At 38.3% G+C, this 13,409-nt stretch carries 12 protein-coding genes and 5 pseudogenes; 2 read left to right on the plus strand and 15 right to left on the minus strand.

Going from position 1 to position 13,409, the window contains the following annotated elements:
* Positions 1-372 precede the first annotated feature (372 nt).
* The 7 genes from ACJ004_RS17100 to ACJ004_RS17130 form a co-directional block, all read right to left on the minus strand.
* Positions 373-807, minus strand: coding sequence for a VOC family protein (locus tag ACJ004_RS17100; protein ID WP_410894362.1), 435 nt, complete (start codon positions 805-807; stop codon positions 373-375).
* Between the two features lie 285 nt (positions 808-1,092).
* Positions 1,093-1,602 carry a YfiT family bacillithiol transferase gene (locus tag ACJ004_RS17105; protein WP_410894363.1) on the minus strand — a complete coding sequence of 170 codons (510 nt, stop codon included), beginning with the start codon at positions 1,600-1,602 and terminating at the stop codon, positions 1,093-1,095.
* A gap of 172 nt (positions 1,603-1,774) precedes the next feature.
* On the minus strand, positions 1,775-2,281 hold the full coding sequence (locus ACJ004_RS17110; protein ID WP_410894364.1) for an SRPBCC family protein: 507 nt from the start codon (positions 2,279-2,281) through the stop codon (positions 1,775-1,777).
* Positions 2,282-2,711: 430 nt separating this feature from the next.
* A complete protein-coding gene (locus ACJ004_RS17115) occupies positions 2,712-3,209 on the minus strand; it encodes a DinB family protein (protein ID WP_410894365.1) in 498 nt (165 codons plus the stop codon).
* Between the two features lie 209 nt (positions 3,210-3,418).
* Positions 3,419-3,940, minus strand: coding sequence for a DinB family protein (locus ACJ004_RS17120; RefSeq protein ID WP_097969794.1), 522 nt, complete (start codon positions 3,938-3,940; stop codon positions 3,419-3,421).
* A 624-nt stretch (positions 3,941-4,564) separates the two neighbouring features.
* A complete protein-coding gene (locus ACJ004_RS17125) occupies positions 4,565-5,053 on the minus strand; it encodes an SRPBCC domain-containing protein (RefSeq protein ID WP_410894366.1) in 489 nt (162 codons plus the stop codon).
* Between the two features lie 19 nt (positions 5,054-5,072).
* A complete protein-coding gene (locus ACJ004_RS17130; RefSeq protein WP_410894367.1) occupies positions 5,073-5,411 on the minus strand; it encodes an ArsR/SmtB family transcription factor in 339 nt (112 codons plus the stop codon).
* 888 nt (positions 5,412-6,299) lie between these two features.
* Here ACJ004_RS17130 and ACJ004_RS17135 point away from each other — a divergent pair.
* Positions 6,300-7,127, plus strand: a complete 828-nt coding sequence (locus ACJ004_RS17135; RefSeq protein WP_410894368.1) for a hypothetical protein — start codon at positions 6,300-6,302, stop codon at positions 7,125-7,127.
* Positions 7,128-7,146: 19 nt separating this feature from the next.
* Here the strand turns inward: ACJ004_RS17135 and ACJ004_RS17140 are convergent.
* From ACJ004_RS17140 to ACJ004_RS17165, 6 genes and pseudogenes are all read right to left on the minus strand, one after another.
* Positions 7,147-7,326 (minus strand): annotated as a pseudogene (locus ACJ004_RS17140) (hypothetical protein); the annotation flags it as partial.
* A 157-nt stretch (positions 7,327-7,483) separates the two neighbouring features.
* Positions 7,484-9,943 carry a CoA-disulfide reductase gene (locus ACJ004_RS17145; RefSeq protein WP_410894369.1) on the minus strand — a complete coding sequence of 820 codons (2,460 nt, stop codon included), beginning with the start codon at positions 9,941-9,943 and terminating at the stop codon, positions 7,484-7,486.
* A gap of 206 nt (positions 9,944-10,149) precedes the next feature.
* Positions 10,150-10,413, minus strand: coding sequence for a metal-sensitive transcriptional regulator (locus ACJ004_RS17150; RefSeq protein ID WP_410894370.1), 264 nt, complete (start codon positions 10,411-10,413; stop codon positions 10,150-10,152).
* Positions 10,414-11,035: 622 nt separating this feature from the next.
* Positions 11,036-11,338 carry an oxidoreductase gene (locus ACJ004_RS17155; RefSeq protein ID WP_486348391.1) on the minus strand — a complete coding sequence of 101 codons (303 nt, stop codon included), beginning with the start codon at positions 11,336-11,338 and terminating at the stop codon, positions 11,036-11,038.
* Positions 11,262-11,465: pseudogene (locus ACJ004_RS17160) on the minus strand (aldo/keto reductase); the annotation flags it as partial. The gene ACJ004_RS17155 and the pseudogene ACJ004_RS17160, both read right to left, overlap by 77 nt.
* 53 nt (positions 11,466-11,518) lie before the next feature.
* Positions 11,519-11,698 (minus strand): annotated as a pseudogene (locus tag ACJ004_RS17165) (tautomerase family protein); the annotation flags it as partial.
* A gap of 135 nt (positions 11,699-11,833) precedes the next feature.
* Here ACJ004_RS17165 and ACJ004_RS17170 point away from each other — a divergent pair.
* Positions 11,834-12,280 (plus strand): annotated as a pseudogene (locus ACJ004_RS17170) (recombinase family protein); the annotation flags it as partial.
* 389 nt (positions 12,281-12,669) lie between these two features.
* On the opposite strand, the gene ACJ004_RS17175 reads toward ACJ004_RS17170, so the two are convergent.
* Positions 12,670-12,801 (minus strand): FbpB family small basic protein, encoded by a 132-nt coding sequence (locus tag ACJ004_RS17175; protein ID WP_251033777.1) that lies wholly within the window; start codon positions 12,799-12,801, stop codon positions 12,670-12,672.
* A 245-nt stretch (positions 12,802-13,046) separates the two neighbouring features.
* A pseudogene (locus tag ACJ004_RS30220) lies at positions 13,047-13,315 on the minus strand (avidin-fold protein).
* Positions 13,316-13,409: the final 94 nt, after the last annotated feature.

Consider the following 13,409-nt stretch of genomic DNA (forward strand, 5'->3'; position numbering starts at 1 on the left):
AAAAAATCACCTGTCTTTTACACGTGAATTAATTTCATAATATTTTATAACACAAATTTCAATATCTTAAATGAGATTTTCACTTTATTACTACTTTGCATTAATATAAAGGAAACACATTGCCATTTTTCTTAACATTCTATTTTTAACAAACTTTAATACATATCATCAATCATTAATCGAACCTTGTAATAAATTATCATACTTTATAAAAAACAACACTTACTCCATTAAATGGCCCGATTGTTGAAGAAACTTGGCCTCGTATAATTTACTCATTAGCCCAACCATTGTATTTGCAACTGAGTAAGCCTCCTGTCCATTCGGGAACAGGAGGCTGTGATTGTTGGTGGAGCAGAAGTCTTTTTGCTATTACTGCGGTTGCTCTCCTGGGACATTCACTTGGAAAGTAACACCGAACTTGTCCTTTACTTGCCCGTACAATGGGCTCCAATCCGTCTTCTGAAGGGGCATGATGACTTGTCCGCCGTCTTCCAAAGCGGCGAAAATTTCTCTAGCTCTAGCCTCTTCTTTGGGATGGATGGCAATCTGAATCGTATTGCCTGGCTGATAAGGCATGCCTGCGAACGTATCGCTGAACATGAGATCCGTGTCGCCGACTTTCAAGTGTGCATGCATAACGCGATCCTTCATGTCATCCGTCAACGGATAATTCGGGTCTTCCGGCATATCTCCGAACGTCATGATACCACCTATAACTTTCCCTCCAAGCGCTTTCTCGTAAAAATGGACCGCTTCTCTCGTGTTACCGTCAAAAATCAAATACGGGTTCAAACTAATTGACATCATTCAACAGCTCCTTAATCTCTAATTTTTTACAATGCTTAAGTAATTTCCAGTGGCAGTAATCACTAACCATTATTACCCATAAATATACTTTATATTTCAGAACGTATGTTCGTTAACAAAAATTTAATTGAATACTAACAATTTTTTACGTTACACTTGCATTCTTTATAAGATGATCGCGCACGATTATAGAAAATCCAATCATATTCCTGAAAAGCGCCCTTTAATTGAATATCGTTCTTGAATAACCATGCTATTGATTTCAAGAAATGCATCCAAATGTTATTTATTTAAAGCTTGTTGAATATGTGCCAAATGATGATTACCATGCCATGCGTAAAGTGCAATACTTTGTTCAATTCTCATTTTACTACCATCAGGATACTGATATGTGCGCTGTAATTGAGTAGCTGTTAGATTTTTAAGTAAATATGTCCAGCGTTCATGTAGACTTTCTAATAACTGTAATGAAACTTTAATAGGCAACTCATAATCTATTAGCTTTGCCCATTCACTTTCTTCATACGTTTTAACCACTGGATTTTCTTCTGTCAAAGCTAATTTCATTCGCATATAACCATTTAAATGACTATCAATAATATGGTGAATAAGTTGACGTACATTCCAGCTATTTTCTCTATACGTTTTTGTTAGTTTCAATTCATCAAGGGATACAGTTAATGCAGTTAAACGACTAGGTAATGTAGTCATTTCTTTAATCCACATTTGAATATCTTTTTCTTGTACTTCATTAGGACAATGGAATTGTCCAATTGGGTATCTATTATCCATTATAAATTCCCCTCACTTTTCTGCCTTTTAATAACAATTATTTCAAATTACCATTATTTTCACAATAGATTACACTGCTGCTGTTTTATTGAACAAACATTCCCAGCTGAAACGTAATGTTCAAAGTGATTAAGGTTTTTTTGGCCGATTAACTTTTTTATCGCATTCTAATTCAGGGAGATAAGTAGTCGGCAAGTTTATCGAAAGTACCCTCAAGATCTTGTTGAAGCATTGGAGCCATACCGTTGTAAGTTTCTTGTTCCTCAGCGGAAGCGTTCACAGGGCAACCTTTCAGTTTTAAAACAGTTTTACCTTCGTCATCTTGTAGCGTTATGATATTCATAATTTCAAGAGGCCAGCTCACGCTAAAAGGCGCTCGGACCGTATTGCCTTGCTCATCGGAAAAGGATTGGATATAAGCCACTTTCTCAGGTTCGACAACCTCTTGGTATGCAAATTTTCTCCACATAACCAGATTTCCGTCAGGAGACGTCTGAAAACCTAAAAACTCGCCACCTGATCGAGCGTCCATTTTAACGACTTCGAGGGTGAACCCCTTTGGTCCCCACCATTTCGCGAAATGCCCGAGCTCTGTCCATGCTTTAAATACGAGTTCGCGAGGGGCATCGAATACACGCGTAAATGCAATTTCGAACGATTGATTCAGATTGTTATCCATGAAAATCCTCCTTGTTTTTTGAAGGGAACTATTCCCCTACTTTGCTACAGAGTGCTTGAAGCCTGAACCAGAAGATCGGCCAGGAGATCGTAATCGGGTGTATCCTCTTTACGGGTATTTTTGCATATCCCCCCGAAATGGTTTATTATGAAAAATCCTCCTGAGATGTAAAAGGTTCAGGAGGGATTTCGTAATATTTGATTGAGGGATAGAGCTACTGTTTTTAAAATTTTGTTCATCGATTTTTTTTCACAATCGCGCCCTTTTCTTGAATAAACAAAAAGCTGATATTAACTGGTATTGTTCAATTAAAAATCCTCAACTGTTAGTGATTAAGGATTGTAATCATTCTTGTCCCTTGTAGTAGAGTACCGGCGGTCATGCCGGTGCCCTACTACTTTTTGGCGAGTATTGGATTGAGAAACTTAATTCATTGGGCTTCCTCGTCGGCCGAGGGGCCGTAGATGCCCGGCACCGGAATATTGAGAAGCCGCAAATAAACCCCGAGCTGCGCCCGGTGATGAACCATGTGGCTTAATCCGAAGGTGCGGAGCGCGATCGCCCGCGGCTCTCGGAGGATGATATGGTCGCCGTGGCGCAGCGTCCATTCCTCGCCGAGCGTTTTCTCTTCGCATTCGGCGAGCAGCTTTTCCAACTTGCCGACGTTTGCGTCGAACTCCTCCAGAACGTCAGCGCGTTTTTCCAAAGGCTCGCGCCTCAGCGGCACGGTCGAAAGATCGAACTCCGGGTACTGAAAAATCGCGACTTGCCAGTTTAGCAGGTTGATCAGGTGCGTGGCCAGCCCGCCGAGCGTCATCGATTTCTCGTGCGGCTTCCACGACATATGCTCCTCGGGCAAGCGTTCCAGAATGCGGCGCGTAGTGGCCAGTTCATGCGTTGCGTCGCCGACGATCAGTTTTTTGACCATAAATTCCTCTCCTCCCTTATGGGGTATTGTAAAAGCAATTAACTTATTCTAGCTGGTAATGTTAAATATCAAAGAAGAGTCAGATCATTTTAGATCAACAATTGTTTGATTAAAGCTATCCGTTAGCTGAAAGAAAGAGCTGTGTAAACAGCTCTCGTTCTCAACAAACGTCACCTTTTTGAAGAAAAAATGGATTACTCTTCTCTTACCTATTTCTGATGAATCACATTATCAGAATACCAATAAAAAGCATAATCAGTCATAACTGAAGAATCACCCAATTGATGCAACATAGCTGAAATATTCCCTCTATGATAGGTTCCATGATTCACAACATGTAAGATCATTTCAGATAGACTTGTTTCTCTTAAACTTGCCCATGGATTATCCAGCATAATCCTCTTTTCTATATCCTCCTGACTTTTCAAAAAGGATTTAAACCGGGTTGATAAAGTGTGGAATTCCATTTCTAAGTCTTCAATGGGCAGTTTCTCTATCTTTTCTTGAAGTTGTAATGAAGATTGCATTGCTTCGTTCATATTCTGACCTTCGAGGATATTAAGCCATCCATAGTCCACTAAATAGATATGTGACAAAACCTTTGAAACAGAAGAAAAGACACTTTTCATTTCCTTTTGATATTTCTCAGGAGAAAGTGTCTTAAGATGATCAATAATCCGTTGATTTGCCCATACATGATAGTTATATAGATTTTCTACATGATTAACCATACAATCGCCTCCTTATCATCACATTTTTTAATATTCTTTATCAGAATGAATTATTCCTTTAAATATTATTACTTATCTGATGAGATCTTCAACTAAATGGCCCTATTGCGGAAGACTGATCTAATTGAAGAACCATTAAATTGGTATAGCAGGTATAACATTTTGATTCCAAAAAATATGGTTTTTTTATCTTTGATCATCCAGAAGACATGGAATGGTAAACAATCTGTCATTCAGTGGTACACTTTCTGTAATTTAGTGGTAAAAAATATGTCCGGGATGATACATTTCGTTGGCTGTAATCACCCCCAAGATATTTCCACCAGATCATCAGAAAGTCCCAATAGATCTTCCTGATTTCCTATTTACTTACATTATACAAAGTAGCAAAATAATCGTTTTGGGTCTCTTGTGTCAACAACCGATAAAATTCCCCCAAATTCAATGGTAAAATGCAAAAATAGCCTTCAAATAACATTTTTGAAGCTGTTTTTTGACGTTTCGCTCTAAAATTGCCTGCAAAAATGAGTTGAATGGGAGTCTGACCCCTGAATTTCATGCCGGGCACACAATAACAAAAAACACCGGTAGTCGGTGTTTTTTGCTGCGGCTATTTTAAACGGTTTATATCTTTGTTAGGTATTCATCTAATTGATCAAGAGTTCCGGTATATCCTTCCTGAGCCATCTCTTTTGAATCCTCGAAGGTTTTGATCTCTTCTTCAGTCGGGGATACGGGAGCCACAATCATTGTAAGGGTTGTTTTTCCTTCGTCCTCGCTGAACGTAATGGTATTCAGGGTTGCCATAGGCCAATTTGCGTCAAAGGGTGCACGTACATTGTTACCCTCTTCATCGGAAAAGAAACTAGTGTAAACGATTTTCTCTGGTGCAATCATTTCACTGTATACAAATTTAACCCACATTACGTTGCCGTCAGCAGGTTTCTGGCTGTAATGAAAGACACCGCCCTGACGGAAATCTGATTTAGAAACCTCAAACGTCCATCCTTTTGGCCCCCACCAGTTCTTTAGGTGTTCTGATTCAGTGAATGCCTTAAACACAAGTTCACGTGGAGCATTGAAAGTATGAGTGATTTTGATTTGAGTTGACATTATGATTCCTCCAATAATTTTAGTTTTCATTCTCTTTATTATCTCTCTTTTGCAGATCCTGCAAATAACGATCCAAGTTGTCAAATTTTTCTTCCCAAATGTCACGGTATTCTTTCAGCCATGACTCTAAGGCTTTGAAGGGCTCTGGCCTCAGCTTGTAGATTCGACGATTCCGTTCTGCATTAAACTCCACCATTCCCGCTTCATGCAGTACACGGAGATGTTTAGATGCTTGAGGCTGGCGAATATGAAGATGGTCTGCTATTTCCCCCACTGTTAGCGGGCCCCTACGAAGTAATTCAACAATCTGTAACCTACTAGGCTCGGCAAGAGCGCTTAAGATTGTTGTATAATCCATCTCTTATTTTCCCAACTCCTTTTAATCAATATTCCTTAATAATATACCCAAATAGGAATATTCCTGTCAAGGAATAATCAAGACAATCAAAGGTGATGTTATAGGAAAAAGTGTAAGAGTTTATCCTCATCTGTAATAGCATTCCAAACTGTTTCTTTATCTCCATCAATCATTACTGAACTTTTATCTGGTGTATTATCCATAACGATTCCTCCAGAAAATTAATGTAACATTTTATAAATATTAACACATAAGGCAAATCCTTATTCAACTGTCCCTTATTTCCCCATGGTCTATAACAAACTTCGCTCATTTCCCTCAAGTTTCCCTTCTAATCAAACGTTTGATTAATATCACTTCAGCCCTTGATAAATCTGGGTTAGTCCTTCCCTACTCATAAATAAATTGTTAGAAAACGAAAAAAAAATTGGTGAAAAACAGCATTTTAACCTCAATCTTCACTAACCGACACCCTTTCGACTGAATACGATATAGGCTATACTAATCAAACGTTTGGTTAAAACAGCTATAAGTACTGGTGTATAGGAATTCCCCTTGCAACCTAGAACGAAGATTGTCGATAACAACAAAAATATTCACCAGGAAATACCACACCTTTCCACAAAAAAATCACCAGAATTAACCTTCCCCCCCCCGATTTGGTAGATTTCTCAATGATACAAAATGATATGAAAACTAGCTGAAATTGCAAAAATCGGCTTCAAAAATCACTTTTGACCCCCAAAATGATACGTTTCGTTACAAAAACGGCTCCAAAAGTGAATTTTAGCCGTTCGATTTACGTAGCGAAACCCGATATTGTTGAGGTGCTGGAATCGTTCTTGAGCGATTGGAAGCACATATCCATGCGGTGGAAGGGTGTTTGAAATGGTAGGTTTAAAATCTGGCAATATCGAAGGATTCGAGCAGTTTTCACAATTTAGTTCGCTACAGGAATTGAATACACATATCGAAATGTGGTTAGCGGTACATAAGCATGATTTTTCAAAAGGAGCACTGGTCGGATTAAAGCGGCTGGTTCGTTTTTCTGCGAAAATACCTGGCGTTTGTAACGCTAAAATAGGGACCATTTTAAAAGCAATTCACGAAGAATACAATGATAACGGCATCTCACGCTCTACCTTTAAACGAATGATTCAAAAAGCAAAGGACTTAGGAATCCTAACAGTCTATGAAACAGAAAGAAAAAATGGTTCGCAGTCTAGTAATTTATATTCGTTTAATCGCTTTCCTTCAAATGAACTACCCAAAGAGGAAATCTTGAACCCCCCTAAAGAAACTAATAATCTTTTAAAAACTGAAAAAGATCAAAAGATAAAAGAACGTAAAGAAGAACCATCCGAATTAGATCATACTTATGTGAACGACCGAGTTCCACAGCCTTTTGTTCAGTTGGTGAAATGCTTCTTTCCTGAAGCAAAGACAATCGAGGAGTATTGGAAAATAGTGAAAATCACCGCCTATCAACACCTTTGGGAATATGATCCCAAACTCATCCTAGATGTCGCCATCCAATCCTTTAAACAGCTAATCAGGAAGCTGAAGTTCAACAACAACATCAAAAACTCATTCGGCTATTTTTATGGAATCTTAGAAATTAAGTTTTTCATGCTTTATCATGAAGCACTCGAAGATAAGTTTGATTTGAATGATGAGGAAATTGTATTTGGTCTGGGTTTGGGTCTGAATCATTAACAGTTTAGTGCCAACCCTTAGTTGAAGTTCCTTCTTCCGTGAAATCGTTTCGGCCGAAGTAAGGAACCTCCTGCATACGGTGCAGCGTGGACAACCTCTTGGATGCATGTCTATGGGTGCTTTGGGTGATAGACAGAGCTTGAGCCTCTAGTCCCAAGCCGATGACGGCCTCAAGAAAATCGTCGAAAGATGGACCGTTTTAATAGATCATTTTAACAAGACAACCTGTCCCCTGTAGAGTACAGGAAACAGGTTGTCTAGGTGCTTTTAGTGTCCCATTTTAAGGACTCATTTCAGCAAGGTTGAGTTTTTTTTCGTGATCCAGCAATTTCATTTAATAGGCACAGTGCATGTCACTAGATGAATAAGTTAAGACCGGCGTCTTCTGTGTCACTCAAGTATGTTGCAACGCCTGCAAAATCTATTCCTTCAATCAATTCTTCTTTTTTGATTCCCATCACATCCATGCTCATTGTACATGCGACAAGTTTCACGCCTGCTTTTTGGGCGGTTTGAATCAAGGATTTTAGTGTATCGACGTTTTTCTTTTCCATAACGCTTTTCATCATTTTAGTTCCCATTCCGCCCATATTCATTTTAGAAAGTGGCAGTTTGCTAGGCCCCTTTGGCATCATCATCCCAAACATTCTCTCCATAGAGTCCTTTTCCACACTCGGAGCATCTTCTCTGCGGAGAATATTCAATCCCCAAAATGTGAAGAACATCGTAACCTTCTTTCCCATTGCTGCAGCACCATTCGCGATGATAAAAGAAGCCATCGCTTTATCTAAATCTCCGCTGAAAACAACCATGGTAGCTCCGTTTTTTGTTTCAGAAGCAGCTGATCTTACAGTGTGACTATTTGCATTTCCTTTTTGGATTACAGCTTTTACTACTTTGTTTTCAAAGGAAGAAGAAACAAGTGTATGTCCTGTACGTTTGCTCCAGGCTTTTATATCGCTGGCAAAGCCGGGATCAGAAGCAGATACCTCCAGTATATCCCCCTCATTCAACTCCTCCAGTTGTTCTTTCACTCGCAGAATGGGTCCTGGGCATTGCAGACCACAAGCATCCATTGTTACCGTTTTTACTGAATCCATATTCTCTGCCTCCTTCACAGCATAGGTTTCTTTATCTTCTGATAGGCGATGTTCTGGCTGGCTGTTTTCCTGCACCGCTTTATATGTCTTATATCCGCCATCTAAATTCTTTACATGAAATCCGTTTTGTTTCAAAATCCGAGCGGCCAAATAACCGCGCAATCCGACTTGGCAGGATACAAATATCGTTTTGTCTTTCGGCAATTCGTTTAGGTGCTTCCTTATATCGTTTAATGGGATATTGAGGGAACCTGGAATATACCCCATTTCTCTTTCAACCGGTTCTCGAACATCGATGAGAAGTTCCCCATTTTGTACAAGTGTATCAATCTCATGCCATTGCACTGTCTCTACCATACCGTCGATGATGTTAGTTGCCACATAACCCGCCATATTTACAGGGTCTTTCGCAGATGAATAGGGAGGAGCATAGGAAAGTTCTAGATCCGGTAAATCATGCACTGTCAATTTCCCTTTTATGGCAGTCGCTATCACATCAATTCGTTTATCCGCGCCATCGGATCCGATTGCCTGCGCACCATATATCCTTCCGTTTGTTGGATGGAACAATAATTTAAGAGAAATTGGAGCTGCACCAGGATAATATCCCGCATGAGAGTTAGGATGGATATGGATCGCTTCATATGGCAATTCTAGCCGCTTCAATGTCTTTTCGTTATTCCCTGTAGCAGCTACTGTTAGGTCAAACACTTTGGCTATAGATGTCCCCATTGTGCCGTTATAACGAACGTCCATTCCTGCTATATGATCTGCAGCCAAACGTCCTTGACGGTTTGCAGGCCATGCAAGAGGGATCATTGTAGGATTTCCATTCACAAAATCCACCACTTCAATCGCATCCCCGATTGCATATATAGAAGGATCTTCTGTTTGAAGAGTTGGTTCGACTTTAATCGTGTTCTTTACCCCAAGAGCTAAACCAGCTTCTTTGGCCAATATGCTTTCCGGAGCAACCCCGATAGAGAAAATGATCATGTCAGCATCCAGAACATCACCGCTATTCAACACGACTTTTTTTCCGTTGTTTTCAAAGGCTTTTACCCCATCCTCTAAAATAAGACGTACTCCCTTTTCCTTTAGATGACTATGCAACATAGTTGCCATCTCATAATCTACAGGAGCCATAATTTGATTTCCTGCCTCCACCAAAGACACATGGATACCAAGTTCCCATAAATTTTCTGCCATCTCAACGCCTATGAATCCTCCGCCGATAACAACTGCTTGTTGCACCTTGTTTGACTCAACGTAGCTTTTGATTTTATCTGTATCCGGAATATTGCGTAACGTAAATAAGTTGTTAGCATTTTGGATTCCAGAAATCTCAGGTTTAATCGGTTTTGCTCCAGGAGATAAAATTAAAACATCATAAGTTTCTTCATATACTTCTCCAGTCTGCACGTTTCTCACTGTAATCGTCTTATTGCTGCGATTTATTTTTGTCACTTCACTAAAGTTGCGAATATCCATATTGAAGCGATTTGACATTCCCTCTACAGTTTGCAGCAATAACTTTTCGCGTGAGTCAATACTTCCGCCAATGTAATAAGGCAAACCGCAGTTGGCAAAGGAAATAAATTCTCCTCTTTCAAACATGACAATCTCAACGTTTTCATCCAATCGGCGTAATCTGGCAGCTGCTGTTGCTCCCCCTGCGACTCCACCAACAATAACAACCTTTTTGCTTTTCCCCATTTTAAGCACATCCTTCTCCTCTAGTTTAAAAAATCCGAATTTATAATGTTATTGAATTGACACTTGAACGCATAAATCTTATATGCGCCTTTTCTGCATATCGATGTTTTTATATAACTCTTAAGTTGTTCGTATAAATCAGCAAAAGTCTTCTTAATTACCCCACGGGGTATATCACATCGTAAAAAAAAACTTTTTGCTGTAAATTATCGGCTTTTCACTAACAGCTCAACAGCTTCTTTCACAAGGTCCCTATCACCGTATTTCCCTGTTTCTATCTGATCACGTAAACATTGTTCCAGATTCTCTGCTACAATTAGACCTATAGTGCGGTCGATCGCTGTACGTGATGCAGACAACTGGGTTACAACTTCCCTACAATCTTTATCCTCTTCCAACATACGCAGTACACCTCGGATTTGACCTTCAATCCGTTTCAATCTATTTTTTGTCCCTTGCTTATATTCCAACCATAACGCCTCCTTATTAATAAGCCTATGCCATACTTATTTTTCATTTAAACTATAGACAAAGCTCATCTATCTATATACCTATATGGGTATACATATCTTACACTTAATATATACCCTCGGGGGTATTGAAGCAATTCTTTTGATTTGGAAGTTTAATCCATAGACTGTATGTATTTTACAAGTGTAGCTTTAAAAAGTTGGATCAAAAATAGGCTATGAACGTTGATTTTTCATCACAACCAATTTTTATTTTTTTTTATAAACAATTATACTTATTGGACTTTTGAAGAAGCTTGGATGTTGCATAAAAAAATTGGTGTTTTTTCAAACTCTAACTCAATTAAATGGCCCGATTCATAAAAAGAGCACAAATCTCGTTACAGATAAGCGTCCTTTAATTGAATAAGGATTTTTTGTTTATTAGTATAGTGCTAAGAAATTATCATTTCATTTGTGATTAAGATTAAGACTAAGTACCGAAAAACTCGTCCCTAGATTGGTGAAATAAATTGGGCCAAATAAAAAAGACTATAGATCACTATAGCCTTCTTATTGTTATTATTCAAAACTCACATATTTAATGATCCAAGTCTTTAAGTTGACCACGCAATAAATAGCGTTATTTTATATGATAACCATGTTCATATTGTTTCGGTACATTTAACTGCTTGCTCCGTAATTCAATAGCTGCATGGGTAGACCAATATGGATCCACTAGCATTCCGCGGGCAATTGCAACCAAGTCTGCATCTCCATTCCCAATCACTGCCTCCGCTACAGCAGGTTTCTCGAGCATTCCTACTGCAATTACCGGAATGCTAACCTCCTCACGAATCTTACGGGCAAATTCCTTCACGGATGCCTTGTCCGACTCCTTCTTCATTTCCATAGATAGCTGCAGTATCAACACTACGATAACCATTCTTAATAGCTGCTTTTACCGCATTAACTAACTCAGGTCCCTCTTCTACTTTAAATACTCCTATACCAAACCAAGGCATTTTTATCCCGTTATGCAACGTAGTTGTATCCTGTAAATTTTTAACCATTAAAATTACCTCCATTATTATCTATTTGAATTTTTATTCGAATGCGTGCGTTTTTAAAATGTCCGACTTTTGGAAAGAAAGTCTTTATCTGCTCCCGTTACACCACTTTGTCCCCAGTTTCCTGGAATCATTTCACGAATGACGATAAGTACTTTATCCAAAGGTGCATGAGTATATTTAGATGTTATTTGTGTAAGCTGGTTTACCCACTTATCCTTTGTATCTTGATCAAAAAATCTGATTCCTCAAATATTTGGGGAATCAGATTTTTTAGTTTGAAAATCTTCTTTGTATACAAAATTCTCGTATACCCTTTTATGCGTCATTTTCGTTGATAAAAAAACGACAAAACAAATGAAAAGTTACAGGTGAAAAACCGTCAAGGTCTGCAGACTTTAATGAATATGATTCGAGCAAATGATATCGTTGTAGCCGAGAGTATTCACGTTTAGGCCGTAAAACGATTGATATTCTAACCATCATTCAAGAGTTTAAAGATATAGGTACAATTTGTTTCTTTAAAGGAGAATATGGATACACGAACGTCAACAGGAAAGGCTATGTTTCAAATGATGTGTGTTATTGCCGAATTGGAACGGAATCTGATCGCTGAACGGGTATAAGAAGGATTAGAAGCAAGCAAGAAGCGCGGGAAAAAGCTTGGAAGACCAAAGGTTGACAAGGATAAAATAGCTTTGGCTTTACGAATGTATGACAGTAAGGAATGATCTGTAAAAGAAATTATAGATGGTACTGGTATTTCACAAGGCTCTTTATACAGAGCTATTCAGAAACGGACCCTAGAAACAACATAAGGAGCATGCACTTTGTTCCTGTGTTCCCCATCATCTCTCAACTTATCCTGCTACTTTACGGTCTATGGCAGCAACCCTGTGACTAGGCCTATAGGGAAGCAACACCTCCGGGATTTTAAAGTTTAATGTGCTGGCTGTTTGATGATCTCTCTCTAGATTTTGAATGAGATAGATTGTATAAATGTAATCAACTATCAGCTGCTCTTCTTCATCCAGAATCGGTGCTTTTCATCTCCATCCAAATGTTGCTTTAAAATAAAGTTGATCATTTTTCTATCTATGTTGCTCAACAATCGCGCCCGTTTGCTGAATAAAGAAAATGTAAAAAAGCTACAAAAATGGCACCTCAGTTATTTTACTAATGCTACCCGTAAATAAGAATTTCTATATTAAGCTAGCTTTTTAACCTCATGGCGTTTTTCTATACGCTTTTCAATTTTTTCGATTGCTTGTTTATCTTTAAGTAATTCTTGCTTATTCTCTTTTATTAACTCTTCAAATGATTTTTTATGCTTACGCATTATAACACTCTTTTCTTTTTTAGATCGGTCTATTATAACATATCTGAATAATAAAACAATTCTGTTAGTTAAAAATAATAGAAAAATTATTTAGAATATTATTTTTCCTAATTATCTGGCCCTTTACATAAAGAAAGAGCGCATTTCTTATTCTGGAATTGCGCCCGTTTGTTGAATAATACCTTTTGAATTTATATTATAACTTCCTCAATAATTGAATTTCCCTCAGTTTCTTCAGCATCAAGTCATTTCCATTTCTCATACAGTCTAATTCGCCCATCAGCTAAGATTTCAGGAGTCGAAACACATTCTCCTCCTCTTATTTCATTTTTTGTATTTACGTGGTTATATCTAACTCTAAGCTACCATCTTCACTAGCAATACCAATTAGTAAACCTTTGACGATTTCTCCTCCACTATACGTTGCTGAGATAATATTCCCCTCTTGCTTATATCTAAAAGTTGTTTTTGAAGAAACTTCTCCGTTAGCTGTATTTTCACAATTGAAACAAATGTACGATCGTAATAATTTATCATATTTTTTACTCCCCCTTTTTCTTGTACTTACATTTTACAAACAACGCATTGTTGACTCTTCGTGATAAATT

Source organism: Neobacillus sp. 204 (assembly GCF_046562815.1).
Taxonomy (GTDB): Bacteria; Bacillota; Bacilli; order Bacillales; family Cytobacillaceae; genus Neobacillus.

Excerpts from the sequence above, each read along its gene's own strand:
- ACJ004_RS17110 (WP_410894364.1), bottom strand. The coding sequence starts at position 2,281 with ATGGATAACAATCTGAATCAATCGTTCGAAATTGCATTTACGCGTGTA.
- ACJ004_RS17105 (WP_410894363.1), bottom strand. The coding sequence starts at position 1,602 with ATGGATAATAGATACCCAATTGGACAATTCCATTGTCCTAATGAAGTA.
- ACJ004_RS17100 (WP_410894362.1), bottom strand. The coding sequence starts at position 807 with ATGTCAATTAGTTTGAACCCGTATTTGATTTTTGACGGTAACACGAGA.
- ACJ004_RS17135 (WP_410894368.1), top strand. The coding sequence starts at position 6,300 with ATGGTAGGTTTAAAATCTGGCAATATCGAAGGATTCGAGCAGTTTTCA.
- ACJ004_RS17145 (WP_410894369.1), bottom strand. The coding sequence starts at position 9,943 with ATGGGGAAAAGCAAAAAGGTTGTTATTGTTGGTGGAGTCGCAGGGGGA.
- ACJ004_RS17155 (WP_486348391.1), bottom strand. The coding sequence starts at position 11,338 with ATGGTTATCGTAGTGTTGATACTGCAGCTATCTATGGAAATGAAGAAG.
- ACJ004_RS17120 (WP_097969794.1), bottom strand. The coding sequence starts at position 3,940 with ATGGTTAATCATGTAGAAAATCTATATAACTATCATGTATGGGCAAAT.
- ACJ004_RS17130 (WP_410894367.1), bottom strand. The coding sequence starts at position 5,411 with ATGGATTATACAACAATCTTAAGCGCTCTTGCCGAGCCTAGTAGGTTA.
- ACJ004_RS17175 (WP_251033777.1), bottom strand. The coding sequence starts at position 12,801 with ATGCGTAAGCATAAAAAATCATTTGAAGAGTTAATAAAAGAGAATAAG.
- ACJ004_RS17115 (WP_410894365.1), bottom strand. The coding sequence starts at position 3,209 with ATGGTCAAAAAACTGATCGTCGGCGACGCAACGCATGAACTGGCCACT.
- ACJ004_RS17125 (WP_410894366.1), bottom strand. The coding sequence starts at position 5,053 with ATGTCAACTCAAATCAAAATCACTCATACTTTCAATGCTCCACGTGAA.